Source organism: Pseudobdellovibrio sp. HCB154 (assembly GCF_046267985.1).
GTDB lineage: Bacteria > Bdellovibrionota > Bdellovibrionia > Bdellovibrionales > Bdellovibrionaceae > Pseudobdellovibrio.
Genome location: NZ_CP176530.1, coordinates 294,508 through 310,318 on the forward strand (window position 1 = coordinate 294,508; position 15,811 = coordinate 310,318).

General features: G+C 40.3%; 18 protein-coding genes. 9 read left to right on the forward strand and 9 right to left on the reverse strand.

The window, feature by feature from the left end:
• Positions 1–48: 48 nt before the first annotated feature.
• The 3 genes from ACKWCF_RS01570 to ACKWCF_RS01580 all read right to left on the reverse strand — a co-directional run bounded on the left by ACKWCF_RS01570 (position 49) and on the right by ACKWCF_RS01580 (position 2,822).
• The gene (locus ACKWCF_RS01570; protein WP_409478936.1) at positions 49–327 is read right to left on the reverse strand and encodes an Hpt domain-containing protein; all 279 of its coding nucleotides are present in this window, start codon (positions 325–327) and stop codon (positions 49–51) included.
• Positions 278–2,458: a response regulator gene (locus ACKWCF_RS01575; protein WP_409478937.1), complete on the reverse strand. Its 2,181-nt coding sequence runs from the start codon at positions 2,456–2,458 to the stop codon at positions 278–280. The genes ACKWCF_RS01570 and ACKWCF_RS01575 overlap by 50 nt, the downstream gene beginning before the upstream one ends.
• A 160-nt stretch (positions 2,459–2,618) precedes the next feature.
• On the reverse strand, positions 2,619–2,822 hold the full coding sequence (locus tag ACKWCF_RS01580; RefSeq protein ID WP_409478938.1) for a hypothetical protein: 204 nt from the start codon (positions 2,820–2,822) through the stop codon (positions 2,619–2,621).
• An 87-nt stretch (positions 2,823–2,909) separates the two neighbouring features.
• Here ACKWCF_RS01580 and ACKWCF_RS01585 point away from each other — a divergent pair, with 87 nt between their 5' ends.
• Positions 2,910–3,518 (forward strand): hemerythrin domain-containing protein, encoded by a 609-nt coding sequence (locus ACKWCF_RS01585; RefSeq protein ID WP_409478939.1) that lies wholly within the window; start codon positions 2,910–2,912, stop codon positions 3,516–3,518.
• A 3-nt stretch (positions 3,519–3,521) separates the two neighbouring features.
• On the opposite strand, the gene ACKWCF_RS01590 is transcribed toward ACKWCF_RS01585, so the two are convergent.
• Positions 3,522–3,827 carry a hypothetical protein gene (locus ACKWCF_RS01590; protein WP_409478940.1) on the reverse strand — a complete coding sequence of 102 codons (306 nt, stop codon included), beginning with the start codon at positions 3,825–3,827 and terminating at the stop codon, positions 3,522–3,524.
• A gap of 149 nt (positions 3,828–3,976) precedes the next feature.
• Here ACKWCF_RS01590 and ACKWCF_RS01595 point away from each other — a divergent pair, with 149 nt between their 5' ends.
• Positions 3,977–4,303: a BON domain-containing protein gene (locus tag ACKWCF_RS01595; RefSeq protein WP_409478941.1), complete on the forward strand. Its 327-nt coding sequence runs from the start codon at positions 3,977–3,979 to the stop codon at positions 4,301–4,303.
• 8 nt (positions 4,304–4,311) lie between these two features.
• Positions 4,312–4,875, forward strand: a complete 564-nt coding sequence (locus ACKWCF_RS01600; protein ID WP_409478942.1) for a bacterioferritin — start codon at positions 4,312–4,314, stop codon at positions 4,873–4,875.
• On the opposite strand, the gene ACKWCF_RS01605 is transcribed toward ACKWCF_RS01600, so the two are convergent.
• Positions 4,872–5,504 carry a hypothetical protein gene (locus ACKWCF_RS01605; RefSeq protein WP_409478943.1) on the reverse strand — a complete coding sequence of 211 codons (633 nt, stop codon included), beginning with the start codon at positions 5,502–5,504 and terminating at the stop codon, positions 4,872–4,874. The genes ACKWCF_RS01600 and ACKWCF_RS01605 overlap by 4 nt on opposite strands.
• Positions 5,505–5,565: 61 nt before the next feature.
• Between ACKWCF_RS01605 and ACKWCF_RS01610 the strand changes: the two genes are divergently transcribed.
• Positions 5,566–6,495, forward strand: coding sequence for a hypothetical protein (locus tag ACKWCF_RS01610; RefSeq protein ID WP_409478944.1), 930 nt, complete (start codon positions 5,566–5,568; stop codon positions 6,493–6,495).
• Here ACKWCF_RS01610 and ACKWCF_RS01615 read toward each other — a convergent pair.
• Together ACKWCF_RS01615 and ACKWCF_RS01620 are read right to left on the reverse strand one after the other, a co-directional pair.
• Positions 6,492–7,505 (reverse strand): 3-oxoacyl-ACP synthase III family protein, encoded by a 1,014-nt coding sequence (locus ACKWCF_RS01615; RefSeq protein WP_409478945.1) that lies wholly within the window; start codon positions 7,503–7,505, stop codon positions 6,492–6,494. The two genes, ACKWCF_RS01610 and ACKWCF_RS01615, sit on opposite strands and share 4 nt — an antisense overlap.
• A gap of 20 nt (positions 7,506–7,525) precedes the next feature.
• Positions 7,526–8,671, reverse strand: coding sequence for a winged helix-turn-helix domain-containing protein (locus tag ACKWCF_RS01620; RefSeq protein ID WP_409478946.1), 1,146 nt, complete (start codon positions 8,669–8,671; stop codon positions 7,526–7,528).
• A 49-nt stretch (positions 8,672–8,720) separates the two neighbouring features.
• On the opposite strand from ACKWCF_RS01620, the gene ACKWCF_RS01625 reads away from it, so the two are divergent.
• The 3 genes from ACKWCF_RS01625 to ACKWCF_RS01635 all read left to right on the forward strand — a co-directional run bounded on the left by ACKWCF_RS01625 (position 8,721) and on the right by ACKWCF_RS01635 (position 11,805).
• The gene (locus ACKWCF_RS01625; protein WP_409478947.1) at positions 8,721–9,257 is read left to right on the forward strand and encodes a YchJ family protein; all 537 of its coding nucleotides are present in this window, start codon (positions 8,721–8,723) and stop codon (positions 9,255–9,257) included.
• Between the two features lie 33 nt (positions 9,258–9,290).
• On the forward strand, positions 9,291–10,313 hold the full coding sequence (locus tag ACKWCF_RS01630) for a TerC/Alx family metal homeostasis membrane protein (protein WP_409478948.1): 1,023 nt from the start codon (positions 9,291–9,293) through the stop codon (positions 10,311–10,313).
• Positions 10,314–10,407: 94 nt separating this feature from the next.
• Positions 10,408–11,805, forward strand: coding sequence for a hypothetical protein (locus ACKWCF_RS01635; protein WP_409478949.1), 1,398 nt, complete (start codon positions 10,408–10,410; stop codon positions 11,803–11,805).
• On the opposite strand, the gene ACKWCF_RS01640 is transcribed toward ACKWCF_RS01635, so the two are convergent.
• A complete protein-coding gene (locus ACKWCF_RS01640) occupies positions 11,802–12,533 on the reverse strand; it encodes a hypothetical protein (protein WP_409478950.1) in 732 nt (243 codons plus the stop codon). The genes ACKWCF_RS01635 and ACKWCF_RS01640 overlap by 4 nt on opposite strands.
• 20 nt (positions 12,534–12,553) lie before the next feature.
• Complete coding sequence (locus ACKWCF_RS01645; RefSeq protein WP_409478951.1) at positions 12,554–13,195, reverse strand: hypothetical protein; 642 nt, start codon at positions 13,193–13,195, stop codon at positions 12,554–12,556.
• A gap of 210 nt (positions 13,196–13,405) precedes the next feature.
• Between ACKWCF_RS01645 and ACKWCF_RS01650 the strand changes: the two genes are divergently transcribed.
• The gene (locus ACKWCF_RS01650; RefSeq protein ID WP_409478952.1) at positions 13,406–14,572 is read left to right on the forward strand and encodes a hypothetical protein; all 1,167 of its coding nucleotides are present in this window, start codon (positions 13,406–13,408) and stop codon (positions 14,570–14,572) included.
• Positions 14,573–14,764: 192 nt separating this feature from the next.
• On the forward strand, positions 14,765–15,808 hold the full coding sequence (locus ACKWCF_RS01655) for a rod shape-determining protein (protein WP_409478953.1): 1,044 nt from the start codon (positions 14,765–14,767) through the stop codon (positions 15,806–15,808).
• The last annotated feature ends 3 nt before the right edge of the window (positions 15,809–15,811 follow it).

The window sequence follows — 15,811 nt, forward strand, 5'->3', positions numbered from 1 at the left end:
GCTTAAAGTTTAAGGGCCTTTTTTATGGTTTAATTTTTAATTCAAAAACTACAGGTGGGCGTTATTCACGGCCGATTCAAATTGCTCAATAAGCGTTTGTAGCTGCGTGATGTTTTTCGCCTTAGCGGCCTGTTCAATGGCCACGGCAATATTCGTTAATTCATCAAAACCAAAGGTTATGGCATTGCCTTTAACCTGATGTCCTAAGCGTTCTAAAAAAGAGTAATCTTGCTTAGATAAAGCTTCTTTACTGGCAACGACATCTTGCTTACGGCGTTCAAGATATTTTTGGCGGGCTTCGACGGGAACTTGCATAGTCTCTATCATAATTTTCCTTCGGCTTTAAAGCAACATTTCGAGTAGTGATGTCCTTGGTTGAGTCGTTCATAAGAGCTAAAATCTGTTGCACTAAGGTGTCTTGGCTAACCGGTTTGGTGATCAATCCGATACAGCCTGATTCAAGGCTGCTGGCTTTTTCTTCACTCGAAGAATGTGCCGTTAAGGCTATAATCGGATTTGTAAAACCTTCCACACGCAAACGGCGAGTGGCTTCTAAACCATCCATTTGTGGAAGCTGAATGTCCATTAAAATCAGGTCGTAATCTTGTTCGCGCACTTTGCGAATAGCTGAGACACCGTTATCAACGACATCAGTAATGGCTCCCACTGACTTAAGAAAGAATTGAAAAATATCTTGGTTATCCTCAGAGTCTTCCACAATTAAAATTTTCTTTCCTGTCAGTTGGTTGTAATCCTGCAATTGAGCTAAAGTTTTAGGTTGAATAACGTCATCCATTAAACCAGTCACCCATTCAACACCGGCAATATCACCACACGGAATTTTTAATTCAAAAGTTGAACCCCGGCCTAAACGGCTTTCAATCAGCGTTACATCGCCGCCAAATTGCTGGGCCATACGTTTAGAAACAACTAAACCTAAACCAACGCCACCAAAACGGCGCGTGCTTGAAGCATCGGCCTGCGAAAAAGACTGAAAGAGATCAGCCTGGTCATGTTTAGAAATACCGATGCCAGTATCAGTCACGCTCACGACTAAAAATTTTTGCCCGTTAGCCGAAGTTTCCGCTGAAAAAGTTAAACTGACAGAACCTTCTTCGGTAAATTTCACGGCATTACCTAAAAGATTTGTCATAATTTGTTTTACGCGCGATTCAGCGGTTAAAACGTATTCAGGCATTAGGCCTTCAGTTTTAATCTTAAATTCAACACCTTTAGTGACAGCGCGATTACTCATGGTCAGTAAAACATCTTCAAACAGCGAACGAACTGAAATACGGTGGGTGCTGATAAAAATTTTACCGAACTCGATATTTGAAATATCTAAAATGTTGTCAATGATACCTGTTAAATGTGAACTGTTTTTCTGAATATTTTCAATCAGCGTCTGGCGTTCAAGCGGATTATCTGTACGGCTTAAAATTTCAGAATAGCCGGTAATAGCATTGAGCGGCGTTCTGATTTCGTGGCTCATATTCGCTAAGAAAGCTGATTTCATGCGATGTGATTCTTCAAGTAACGCTTTTTCTTTTGTTTCGTGAAGAATCGCATTTTCAAATTGTTTAAAAAAGCTTAAAAGAAGCCCGACTACTAAAGCGGTAGCAAGCGCCACCACGTGACCTAAATAACGGTCACTCAGCGATAGAAAATCTGGCAAAGCGATAACCGAAATTTTCCAACGCTTTCCGTACATTTCAACTTCATGAACTTTCTGTAATGATGAATCACCTTCGCGCCCCGGAAAACGGGTGTAAGCTACAGTTTCTTTATTTGTTTCTGGATCAATAAAGATTAAAGAAAAATTCACATGCTCTTTGACGTTGTTCGCTTCACCTAAAACATGGGTAAATAAATCCTTAAAAGAGACGGGAATATAGATAAGACCCTGGGCTTTAGCGGCGCGCTCCTGCACTGTTGCTGGTGTTTGTTTTTGGCCAAAGAACGGCATAGCTAATACGAGAGAAAAATCTTCAGTATTAAGCTTTGCTTTTGGAGTCAGCGGGTAAGTTAAGGTGATTGAAGCCGTGGTCAGTGATTCAAGAATATCGTTTTTGTGCGAATTCGGCAGGCGAGACACCAGTTTTTGCAGTTCAGCGCGGGTCGAAAAATTTAAGCCTAATAAATTGTAGGTCGTTGATTGTGCCTGTAAATTTTCGGCAAAAGCACGAAAGCGTTTTTTATCCGGTTGATGGCCAGCATGGGCGTCAAGATAAAGGCGGCTATAGGCCAGCGACGACCCATAATTATTTAAACTGTTCGCCAAGGCCGAAGTCACCGTTTCGGCTTCGTACTCAAGGCGGTGATTAACGTCTTTTTGAATCGATTTATGAACGTGAGCCCACGAGATAAAACCAATGATCGTCAGTCCAGCGATAATAGCTGTAAAAATCTCTTTGTCGAAGAATACTGAAAATGTGTTTTTTAAAAATGATTTCCCCATAAGGTCGGACTGTTTTTACATACGGTTAAAGGGGGATCAAAAAAAAGTTTTTATTTTTTTCTTAACGGGGCAAATATCAACAAAGTGCCAAAAAACACACCCTGTTTAGGGGGCTTTGACAACTATTTGATGATTAAAATCAAAGAAATTTGCGAAGAAACTACAAAGACTGTTCCAGTCGCTGTAAGCGGTGCTCAATAACACGTGTCATCGGTAAAACGTAATTATGAATCAATCTTTTAGAGAGTTCTTTAGAATAGTCTTTAATACGCGTAATAGTTGAAGGAGTAACGCTACGTTCAGTGGCGTGTTTTCGTTCGCTGCGTGGCCCTTGGCGGTGATGTCTTTTTTGAGTTTTAGTCATAATTCCCTCCTTGCTTAAAAAATTTTGTAAATTGCAAAATGAAAGCCACGCCAAAGCTTGGAAAGCTTCTTGCTTTAAGCTTTTTATATGACAAATAAACCGACGCTGGGTCGCGATTTCGACCGAGATAAAAATTTAACGTACCGTCCTCAGGATGAATCGGGCGATTTGCCATATCACCCTTTGGTGATGATTGATACGAAACAACAGGAATCAATCGTTTCGCTGATTCTTGAACAGCATCGTATGTTGTATGAATTCACAAAAACTCTTAAAGATTCAAAATCAAATGAAGCAGCAAAGCAAAAAGCTTTATTTGATTTAGTGGGTTTGTGGGTGCCCCACGCACAAGCTGAAGAAAATGCTTTATATGACGAAATTATTTTTTCTAAAGAAGTGCAGCACCAGCTCGACGAGGCTATTGAAGAGCACGCCATTATGCAAATTATGATTGAAGAGCTTGAAGGTTTAAATTTTCGCCTGACCTGGAATAAAAATATCGAACAAAAAGCGAAGGCTTTAGCTGACGTGATTGACCGTCATGTGCTGGTTGAAGAAGAAAGTTATCTTAAGCTGGTTCAAGATTTAATTCCGCCAGAAAACCTACAGCTTCTGGGGCGCGAGTTTACACGCCAATTTGAAGCTGTAGCTTCTCACTACAAAGCGTCGCTTAAGCCTTCGCGCATTCTGTCTTAAAAACTAGTAGTGATGCTGAGAAGCTTTTGTTTGTAGGTTTTTGGGAGCTACGTTTTGGCTAAATTTCTCCAGCATTCGTTTAAAAAATAATTTTACTTTTTTAGTGAACGGGTCGTTTTCGTACCAACCGTACTCAGCATTGTATTCCGGAACAACTCCGCCTTCGTCTTCCCATTTTTCTAACTGTAATTCTGTGGGTTTGTGCGATTGGCGCTGTAAGAATCGTGAAAAAAGCGAATCAGGATTGTCCGGTTTTATATATCTTTCATCCGGTTTCATCTGTGGGTGAATGTTTTGTTTGTTGTCCATAAACCCTCCTTGGCTTTTTGCTGTAAGCATTATCTTTATTGCAAACTTAAGACCCGCGTTAGTCTGAGGAGCTTTGCCCTAGTGTTAAGTGGTGAACAAATTGCAGTCTGATTGGTGATGGTAATAACAGAATGCATAACGGGGAGTTTATGATTTTTAAATATCTAATTCTGAGTTTGTTTGTAGTACCTGTGTTGCCTGCAGCGGCAGCGATCAATGATCGTGATGGTAAAATCACAGTTCCATATCAGGGACTTGAAGATTTAAAAACCACTGTGCGGGTGCATGACCGTTTAAAAACCAACGTTCGCAATTACAGCACTGATAGTTTTACGATTTATACCCAAACCGGCCGAGTCACCATTGAAGGACGGGTAAAAACCCAGGCCGAAGTTAACGACATTATTAAAACAGCGAACAAAGTTCCTGGCGTAAAACAAGTGGTCAACAATCTTATTGTCGATCCAAATTTATAGGGGGATTTATGGAAAAAAAACCAACAGAAGCAGAAGCATTATTTAATTTAGAAGAAATCAGACGTCATGCCATGACCTCAATGAATCGAGGCGCTGTCACCGGTGATTACCCGCTAGATGTAGAGAAAGCCTGCCAATTGTTAAATGAAGCTTTGGCCACAGAAATTCTGTGTGTGCTTCGTTACCGTCATCACGCGGTCATTGCTAAAGGTATTAATGCGCCTTATGTGGCTGAAGAATTTAAAGAACATGCCGCCAATGAAGATGAACACGTTTGGGCTTTAGCTGTGCGTATTGATCAGTTGGGTGGAAATCCAGATTTTAACCCGGATACCATTAAAACCAGAACCGCTACCGAATATGGTGCTGCGACTGATTTAACGGATATGATTCGTGAAGATTTGGTGGCTGAACGTACCGTGATTGAAGTTTACCGTCAGATGATTGCTTGGTTCGGTCATAATGATCCAACAACTCGCCGTCTGTTAGAAAAAATTCTGGCTGATGAAGAAGAGCACGCGAATGAACTAGCGGATTTGCTTGTTGTATCCAGCCGCAAAACTTTGAACTAATTTTTTTCTTTAGTTAGATCTGGGTATTTTTCTTGGATTAAATATTTTAATCCAAGCAGGATGCCGTAATGACTGCCTTTTTCGTCCTTTTTATCGGTGATTGATAAGCCATACCGAATATCACTGACAACTGAGAAGCGATCATTGTTCCATAATTCAGTCGCTATCGAAAAATCAAAACCATAATCCACAGTATCTGAGGCTGATGTATTTATCGTTGCACCAGGCGCAAAGTCATTGTGAATAATGCGCGGTTGCCCCATAGGATAAGACGACGAAAAAGCTAAAGACGCTGACCATAACGGGCTGATAAAATAGCGATAACCCATGGTTACATGCATAAGTTCTGTTTTCTCGGCGACAACAGTAGCACTGTCTTTACGAAAGTAAGCTTTCTGCATGTGAAACATTGCAATCTCTAAAGCGCCATATTGGTTAAGATCACCTTGTACGATAAGCCCGACGCCTCCAAACCAAGGCGCTTTGGCGCCGCTGTCAGATCCGGGATAATCGGTGCGTGAAACAAACGGGCCTAGAGTGGCTGTGACATTTCCCTCTTTTGGTTCATAAGCAAAAACTTTCAAGCTTAAGCAAAAAAACAGCAGAAAAGAAACTTTTACGTTTGTCATAAGGCAAGATTACGGTTGATGATAATAAAAGTACAACCAAAAAACTTGCGGAGAAAATTTTTTGCGTAAATTATTTTGTCTATTCAGCTGCATCATGATCGGGTGGCCGGTTTACGCCCAGAAAAAACCTGTGGTTGAAAAAGATCCTGATTGGGAGAAAAAATTTATTCAAAGTAATCGCGATATTTCGGCATGGTTTGACGGGGTCACCGAAGGTATTGATTTATTCTTAACCGGAAAGCGTGTTTCAAAAGAAAGAAATAAATCCAGTTTTCGCATTGATAATACAACGACCATTACTGAAAGCGAAAATTTTAATAACACTTCAAGTATTTCAATCCGTCCACGTCTGCAAAATTTAGAAGAATTCATGCAGTTAAAATTCACTTCGTACGATGAAAAAGAAGACGGCCGCGGGGTTGAAAGCGGTTATTTACGTAAAACCCAACGCCGTAAAAATTACGGAGCCACGTTAGGATTTTTTCGTAAATTAGGAAACGTGCGTACAACTTTTCAGCCGCGCATTGAGTTACAAGACCCGTTAAAAGTTTCGCAGTCATTGGCGTTTGAAAGCGTGGCCGAAGTTAAAGATTTTCAAATGAATCCTAAGTTCGAACTTTTCGCCGATGCCGATAAAGGCACAGGCACATTCCAAGCGTTAAACTTTAATTACGAATTTACTCCGGTGTGGGATATTACGCTCATTAACGAAGGTGAATACCAGGAAAAGATTCATAAACTATTTGTGACAAATGGTTTAGCCCTGGGGCAGGGGTATGCAGAAAAAACGACATTTATTTACAGCTGGATTTTTAATTCTCATAACCGCGAAAAATACCACCTGCACGAGCACGTGGTCTCGGTGACGTGGCATCAGAATATTTACCGCAATATCTTAGATTTTCAATTGCAGCCTTTTTTTAATTTTGCCAAAGACAATCGTTTTAAAGGCAGATCTGGTTTAATTTTTAATATCAGTGTTAATTTTTAGTAGCGTACTAAAGCTGAAGCCCAAGTAAAACCGGCACCGAAAGCCACCATAGAAATGGTCATTCCGTTTTTCAATTTTCCGGCTTGATAGGCGTCATACATTCCTAAAGGAATTGTTGCTGCTGTGGTATTGCCGAATTTTTGAATTGTTGTGTGGGCACGCTCAAGCGGGATACCCATATCTTCGCAAATTTTTTGATTAATTCGCACATTAGCCTGGTGGAAGAAGTGCATATCCACTTCGCTTAAAGTCAGTTTAGCTTCTGTGAGGGCTTCACCTAAAACTTCAGGCATTTTTGTGACTGCATGAGTGAAAACTAAACGTCCGTTCATCTGCGGATAGATTTTTCCGGCATCAATCATTTCGTGAGTGATGCGTTCTGCGCCCAAGCCACATCCCGGCGCCTGTATACATAATTCAGCAGCCCCTGCGCCATCAGCATGAAGTTTAGTAGTTAAAATATGGGGATCTTTCGTTTCATCTTTAACATCTGTGGCTTGTAAAATAACAGCCCCAGCCCCATCTGCAAAAATAATTGAAGTGCCTTTGCCATTAGGTGTTTTATCTAAAGCTTTTGATTGAATTTCAGCGCCAACTACAAGCGCACATTTATAAACACCACTTGATAAATATTGATTGGCTAAAGAAACGCCGTAGATAAATCCAGAACAAGCTTGGCGAATATCGAAGTAGGGTACTCCCGGTAATCCTAATTTTGCCTGAACAAAAGAGGCACAGCCTGGAAGATCCATATCGGGGCTTGAAGTGGCTACAACAATAAGATCAATTTGTTTAACATCAATTTTTGCATTTTGAATGGCAATTTTCGCAGCTTCAACGGCCAAATCAGAAGTGCCTTGGTCATCTGTAGCCCAGTGACGCTCAACGATTCCTGTGCGTTGTTGGATCCATTCATCAGTTGTATCCAACATTTTTTCTAGATCAGTATTTTTAATAACTCGCGTAGGAACATAACCACCGATACCGGTAATTTTGGCTGCTTTTTTCATAATTTAAAGTTTAGCTTAAATTATTTTACTGAAGCTAGTTGAAACTTCTCAAAACGATTAAGCTCGTCTTCAATACGTTGTTTTGTCGCTACACTTTTATGTTTACCGACCCAAGTCCATTGTTGGATCAACAATTCTTGTTTTTCGCGGTCGGTTTTTAAATCGATAACCGCTTTGATTTCGTTATCGACTAGCACAGGTAGGGCGAAGTAGCCAAAAACCCGTTTGTTCTTAGGAACATAAGCTTCAAAACGATGATTATAATTAAAGAAAAATTCTAAACGCTTGCGCTGAATAGCTAGGGGATCAAAAGGCGAAAGAATGTGAACTAGTTCTGAGGGTTTTATCTTTTGCTCCAACGCTTCGGAGCGAGTATAAAACACATTCTTTTTCTGATCTTTAAGAGCCACTTCGACAAGTTCGTTATTTTTTAAACGCTCAGATAAAAGTTTTTTCACCATAGTTTTTCTTTGTGCTTTTTCTAAATGGCAAATACTTTCAACATTCACTAGAGCCTGTGAGCGCAGGGCGCGATCAATCATGTAATTGCAAACTTCTTCAGGTGTGGCGGCTTTGGGTTTTTCTTTCCAGTCAAAGTGTCTTTCAGTTAACTCATATTTTTTTAACATGCCGACACGTTCGCTGATCGTTAGTTTTCCGGTGTGAAAACCTAATTGCAGGGCGCGTTTTGATGGTTTTTTACTGGCCCAGGCATGATCTTTTTCAACCAGCTCATCGTCATTGATATCGCGAATTGAAATAGCGCCTTCGCGTTTAATCGTTGCAAAAACTTTTTTCATGTCTTTGGGGTCAACAGGGTAAAACCAGGTTCCGGGATCATTTTCACGACGTTTCATGTCGTGCATAAAAAAACGATAATCGGCTGTCGGAACATACGCCAAAGCATGAGTCCAGTATTCAAAAACTGATTTATCTGTCGTCTGCGCTTTGTGAAGATCGGTTAGTTTATATTTTGGGATACGTGTGTAGAGAATGTGGTGATGGCAACGTTCGATCACATTAATGGTATCGATTTGTACATATCCTAAATGAGAAATAGCTTTCACCACGGCTTGTGTACCTTGGCCAAAAGGATTTGCCACGTTAAGACGTTGGGCATCTATCAATAGATCTTTGGCTTGCGCCTGAGAAATAATTTGAATCATTCTGTGTTTCTTTCTAAGATTAAAACACCAATTTAGCAACGGAGAACTTATGAATTGTTACTGCCAATCAAATATCAGCTTTAGTCAGTGCTGCGAACCTTTTTTAACAGGTCAAAAACAAGCACCAACGGCAGAAAAACTAATGCGTTCGCGCTATTCAGCGTACGCGACAGCAAATATCGATTACTTGAAAAAAACTTTAGCTCCAGAATCACGCCATGACTTTGATACCGCGACTACAAAAAAATGGGCTCAAAGTGCAAAATGGAAAGGTTTAAAAATCGTTTCAACAAGTAAAGGCACTGAAAACGATAATAAAGGAACTGTCGAATTTATCGCAACTTACGAACAAGATGGTGAAGGTTTAGATCACCATGAAGTTTCGCAATTTCGTAAATCTGAATCTGGCGAGTGGTTTTTTATCGATGGCGATGCCCACACTCACCGTGAAGGTGAAGACCCTCATCACCACCACAAACCACAACAAGTTGTGCGTGAAGCTGCAAAAATCGGGCGAAATGACCCATGCACTTGCGGCAGTGGCCGTAAGTACAAAAAATGCTGCGGAAGCTTAGAGGCTGAATAATTGCAGAGATAAACCAGAAGGAATAAAAGCCTGATGGTTTATTTTACGATCTACGATTATTGGTGGTTTTATTTAGGCTTTGTGGCCTTTGTCGCCTTCGTTCTTTCTCTAGATCTGGGAGTTTTTCATAAACAAGCGCACGTGGTTTCAGTCGGTGAAGCCGCCATTTGGACCAGCATATGGGTGAGCTGCGCACTTGTTTTTAACGTGCTATTTTACTATTACGCAGTCTATGTCTTATCAGAGCGTGCCTCGCTGATGCAGCTTCCAGGATTTGATCCTGAACTGACCGCAAAAAATCTGGCGATGGAATTTACGACAGGCTTTTTGATCGAAAAAGCCTTAGCGATAGATAACATTTTTATTTTTGCAGTGGTATTTTCGTATTTTGGAATTCCGCGGCTGTATCAACACCGAGTTTTATTCTGGGGAATTTTTGGCGCTTTGATTTTTCGCGGCATATTTATAGCCATTGGTGCCGAGCTTATGAAAATTCAAGCGGCGGTCATTTTCTTTGGTATTCTACTTTTTGCTACGGGCATTCGCATTATCATCACCCGTGAAAAAGAACCAGATTTAAGCCAAAATTTTTTCTTGCGGCAGATGAATCGTTTATTTCGTATTGAACATGAAATTAAAGGCGATCATTTTTTTATAACAAAAGACAAAAAAATTTATCTGACGCCGCTTTTTGTGGCGCTTATTTTTATTGAGCTTTCAGACATTCTTTTTGCCATTGATTCAGTGCCGGCGATTTTTGCGATCACGAATGAGCCTTTGATTGTTTTTACCAGCAATGTGTTTGCTATTTTAGGTTTACGTTCAATGTATTTTTTTCTTTCTGGAGCCATTGATAAATTTAAATATATCAAGTTCGGCCTTGCTGGCGTGCTTATGTTTGTTGGGCTAAAAATGACGTTTTTGAACGATTTGTATAAAGGGCATTTCCCGATCTGGTTATCGTTATTAATCATTGTTTTGATTTTAACGACGTCGATTCTAGCTTCAATTTTCCTCGACAAAAAACCAATTTCTTCGACCAAGGTCTTACGCTAAATAGCTAGATCAATTCAGTTTCAGAATATCATTTTGATAGTCATTCCTACTCACTATAGATTTAAAAAAGATTTATTATAGCGGAGAATCTGAAATGAAATCATTACTGACGTTGGCGTTACTTTCGGCTACTCAAGTTGCATTTGCCGGAAATTCTTTAAGTACAAAAATTCACAATCAATATGTCTCATTGAGAGCTATGGGTATGGGTAATGCTTATACCGCAGTAGCTGATGATTACACTTTGCTTTTTTATAACCCAGCGGGTTTTGCTAAAAAGAAAAATAATGAAATCCAATTTTCAATTGTAGGCGCTGGTACTGCGAAAGACACGATGCCTTTTGCTAAAGATGTACAAGATGCTTCAGACACGCAAGGTGATGACACTGATAAAGCCAATGCGATTTCAGCCGTTCTTGATAAATATGCCGGTAAAACTATGGGTGGCCGCGTGCAGGCGGCTGAAATGTTCTGGATCAGAAAACACTGGGGTTTTGGTTTAGTGCCTGTTGATTTATCTTTAGATGTCACGGTTGATAAACAGCTTGGCCCTACAGTCGATCTAAACGTTATTAAAGATTCGACTTTAGCTATCGGTGGCGGTGCTGAAGTGAATAAAGAATTATCTTGGGGTGTAACTATTAAAGGTATACACCGTTTGCAAGTTTCAGAAAAATTAATCGCTGTGCAATTAGCAACTGAGCCAGATCTGGTAGACGCTGACCGTGCTTCAGAAGGTTTTGCTGTTGATGGTGACATTGGTTTACTTTATTCACCATCGTGGTTCAGTAAAACAGTGACGAAACGTATTCCTGCGCAAGCCTCTGCAACGGCAAAAGTTAAAAAAGCCCGTGCTACAGAAATAACACCTAAAAAAGAAGAAGCTCCAGCTGACGCTTTAAGTTTAACAGTCGAGTCTGGCAGTTCAGAAACGGCTAAAGTGGCTGCCGCTTCGGGAACAGTTGAAACGGCTTCAGGTACAGCTGAAGTTAAAGCTGAAGAGCCTAAAAAAGAAGAAAAACAAGAATCTAAGATTGTTGAAGTTCAAGAAGAAACTTACCCGTTAACTTTTTCATTTGTGGCGCGAAACGTTTTAGCTTCCAGCTTTACGAAGCAAAAATTAATTAACAAAGATGCAACGATGGCTCCGGAAAAATTGCAGCGCGTATTTGATATCGGTTCGCAGTACGAATTTGCCACATTTGGAAGTTTAACTTTACGTGCAATGCTTGATTTCAAAAATTTAAATCACGATCAAGCTTCGACATTGATGAAAACAACCCACGCCGGTCTTGAATTTGATTATTCACCAAGCGGTTGGTTTAAAGCCCAATTCCGCGGTGGTATGAACCAAGGTTATTACACGGCAGGTACAACATTACTGTTAGGTGTTTTCAATATCGAAGCAGCGACTTACGGTGAAGAAGTAGGTACTTCTTCTAATAAAGTTGAAAACCGCGTGTACGCTGCTAAATTCGGAATGAATTTCTAGTTAGCTGGACAAGGAAGGCCAGGATAATTCTGGCCTGTTAATTTATACTTAATGCAGGCTCCAACATCAGCTGGAGTCGCTTCAGCCACCGCTCCGCTTAACTCTGTACAATATTTTTGTAATTCACTTTCATCTGAATCTGATGAGCTATTTGAATCACAACTGCTTTCGTAAGTTTCAATCACAATGTTTCCTAACGTACTTGCATCAACAGCGGCAATCGCTGTCGCATAGTCGTTTGCATCCGCATTAGCCCCAAGTGCAGCTCCGGTAACAGTTGCAATGTTCACCATTGAAGCTAATTGTGTATAGATGCCTACACCTGATGCGCTACAAACACTAAATGCAGCATCAGCATTGGCTATATCTGTTGCAGGTACACCAGAGCTTGAAAACTTCAATTGAGAAATAATCGCCATTGAACCAGAGCAGCTTGCACATGAAGTGTCCGTATTCGAAGCATCAATTGCCTCAATTAAACCCGTCGGTGATCCAAGATTTTCCTGAATAAAATAAGCGGCACATTTTAATTGGTTTGCTTGCGGCGAAGTATTTGAAGCTAATTTGCTTACACAAGCTTGAGCGCCAGCAGGGGCGGCCGAGTTTAAACACATTTGTGCATCTTTGATTGTATCCATTTCGCTTTCTTTTTCACAGGCTGTTAAGCCAAATACGGCGAAAGTTACAGTCGCTAATAATAAGTGTGAGGGTTTTACGGTTTTTTTCATAATATATTCCTTTATTTTTTTTAGGCCGCAGACTTCGCGTCTTCGGGAAGTCGCTCAATAAGTTCATCGCTGGCGTTTTGGTTTTTAAAAACTTTTTGTAATTCAAATAAAGAGGTAAAGTTGATTGGCTCTGGCGCAATCATCTTCGCACGGCGGTCGAAATGGTTGTAACGATTTACTTGTTTGTTCAGGGTTTTGCTGACCATCACCATATCATTGATTAAGCGTACGATATTGATTTCATTTTTAAAGTCTGAGCCCATAAAATCAGTTTGAGCAGGATCGTGCGCTGGTGCAGCTTCAGCGCCTTTGTCGACTTTGGCTAATTCAATAAAGTTATTAATTTTTCTGCAAAGTTCGATGTAATCCTGAAAGTCTGAGTTCTTTTCAAATGTCAGATCAGAAAGTTGCGACAAGCTCACATCAATAGGTTCACCTGATGTGATGCTCGCAGGGTACGAAGCTTTAAAATGCTTCGCTTTTTTCTTCACGCGATTTTTTAAATTAATTCGGTAGGCAGCCATTTTGGCTTCTACTTTTGAAATATCATCACGTAATGTGCGTCTTTTCATGCTTCGTAAAACATGTAAAACGATAAAGGTTCCGAAGCCCATGATCGTGATTTTAATGATTAATCCTAGGAGTGATAAAATGCCTTCCACACTCAATTCATCGGTGCCTTTGCCGTGAATATTTAATCAAGATTCTTTAACAAGTTAGGCTCTTCATTTTGAAACAATTTTTGTACAGTGACGATAAGTTTGACAGGCTTTAGGTCCTCAAACCCTCTTATAATGAGACATGTTTTTGGCTTAAGACATGCTTTGTCTTTTTCTGTTGAAGTTTATTTAAAACAAATTGAGGTATACTTTATGAAAAATTTAAACGTTAAAGCTGTTCTTGCCTTATCATTATTAGCTTTCTCTGCCTGCGATAAAGGTGGCGGCGGAAATAACAACACACAAGTTGTTGGTGTTCCGGGTGTTATAGCTAGAAGTTATAATAATGGAAATCAAAGTTGTACGGTGAATGGTGATAATACTTATTCTTGTACAGAGATGGGCCGTACTACAAATGTAATCCGCTATGATAGCGCGATCACGTTCTGCCGTAGCATTTCAGATGAATATACGAACAATAACATTGCGATGATGACTCGCCAGCAGATGTATAACGAGAATAATTGCCAAGCGGTAATTAATGGTAATGTCGGTAATAATGGCGGTTGCGGAGTTGGTTTAGTTATGCAAAACGGTATGTGTGTTTATCCAAACGGACAGTATCCAACAAATCCGACTCTTCCAACTAACCCAGGCACGAACAACCCAAACATGAAGTCTGTTCAATGTCAGTTATCAGTTAAAAAAGGTAACGCGATCGGTGATACAGGTTTAATGAATGTAATGGTTGAGCAAAACAACTCAACAGGCGTAAATATTTTCGCATTTACTAACGCTACGTATAGTAAGAAATTTTTAGGCATCTTTAATGTGACAGGTACTAAATATTCGAACTCTGAGAAATTAGCTAAAGTTAAAATGTACTACACTAAAGAAGCTGGTAAAGCAGATATGATTAAACTTGAAGCGACTGGTGTTGACGGCGAATTAAGCGCATCAGTAACTGGTTTTGCTGGTTCAGAAACTCAACTTACGATTGCTCCACAAGACGAATACAGCGATGCAACATCGTTATCGATCTCATGTCAGGCTCAAGGTGCGACGACTGGTAATGCTGTGTCTTACAAAGCTTACCGTTGTAAGGGTAAAGAAAAAGATGGCAAAACTGAGACGCAAATTGATTATGCTAGCGCCTACAACGAAGACATCATGAATCAGTCATATGACTTAAGCAAATCAGCTAAGTTACATACTGAAGGTAGTTTAGCTACTGATGCAGGTACTGCGACTTACGAACAAATCGCTCGTTACGGCATTGATTCATCAGTACGCACACAAGCTAACATCACAACGGCTTCAGCGATCAAAGTTCGCCGTGCAAACTACAGCTTAGATGTTGAGTGTAAGCCGGTTCAGTAGTTAGACGACGAGCAGACCTTCGGTCTGACGACTGGTCTTTCGACTTAAAAAATAAACTTCAAACGAAGGGTCTTGGATAACCAAGACCCTTTTGTCGTCTTAATGCGTTAAATATCTGGATTGACCATCATTTTTTAAATTCCTAGACTTAAACGATAGCTATAATTTGAACGCTACGCCTGGGAATACTTAATGGGATTATTTGATAAATTTGCAGACTACTTTTCGAACGACATCGCGATTGATTTAGGAACAGCGAATACGCTGGTTTATGTGAAAGGTCGCGGAATTATTTTAGATGAGCCTTCAGTAGTTGCTGTCCAAAAAAATTATCGTGGAATGCAAAATCGTGTTTTAGCGGTCGGTAAAGAAGCCAAAGAAATGTTAGGTCGTACTCCAGGTTCGATCGTTGCTATCCGCCCAATCAAAGACGGTGTTATCGCTGACTTCGAAGTCACATCGGCAATGTTAGGTTACTTCATCAAAAAATCTATCGGCGAGAAAAAATCTTTAGTTCGTCCAAGAATTATTATCTGTGTTCCTTATGGCATTACCCAAGTTGAAAAACGTGCGGTCAAAGAAGCGGCTCAATCAGCTGGTGCGCGTGAAGTTCACTTGATCGAAGAACCTATGGCAGCCGCTATTGGTGCGGGTCTTCCGATCACTGAGCCTTCTGGAAATATGGTTGTCGACATGGGTGGTGGTACTACTGGTGTTGCGGTTATTTCTTTAGGTGGTATCGTTTACTGTAAATCTATTAAAGTTGCCGGTGATAAATTTGACGAAGCGATCGTGAACTATGTTCGCCGTCAATTTAACTTACTTATCGGTGAAAGAACGGCAGAAGCGATTAAATTAAAAATCGGTAATGCGTTTCCATTTGAACAAGAAAAAACAATGGAAGTTAAAGGCCGTGACTTAGTTGCCGGTGCTCCGAAAACTATCGAAATCACTTCGACACAAATCAACGATGCGTTAATGGATCCATTAGCTGAAGTTGTTGATGCTGTTCGTACGGCTTTAGAAAAAACTCCACCAGAATTAGCTTCTGATATCGTTGATAACGGTATCGTTCTAACAGGCGGCGGGGCTTTATTAGCTAACCTAGACATCTTAATCAGAGAAAGAACTGGACTACCAGTTTCTATTGCTGAAGACCCATTAACTTGCGTTGTAATGGGATCAGGTAAGGTCCTAGACCAAATTGACCTACTCAGCCAGCTAACTATTGATTAATAT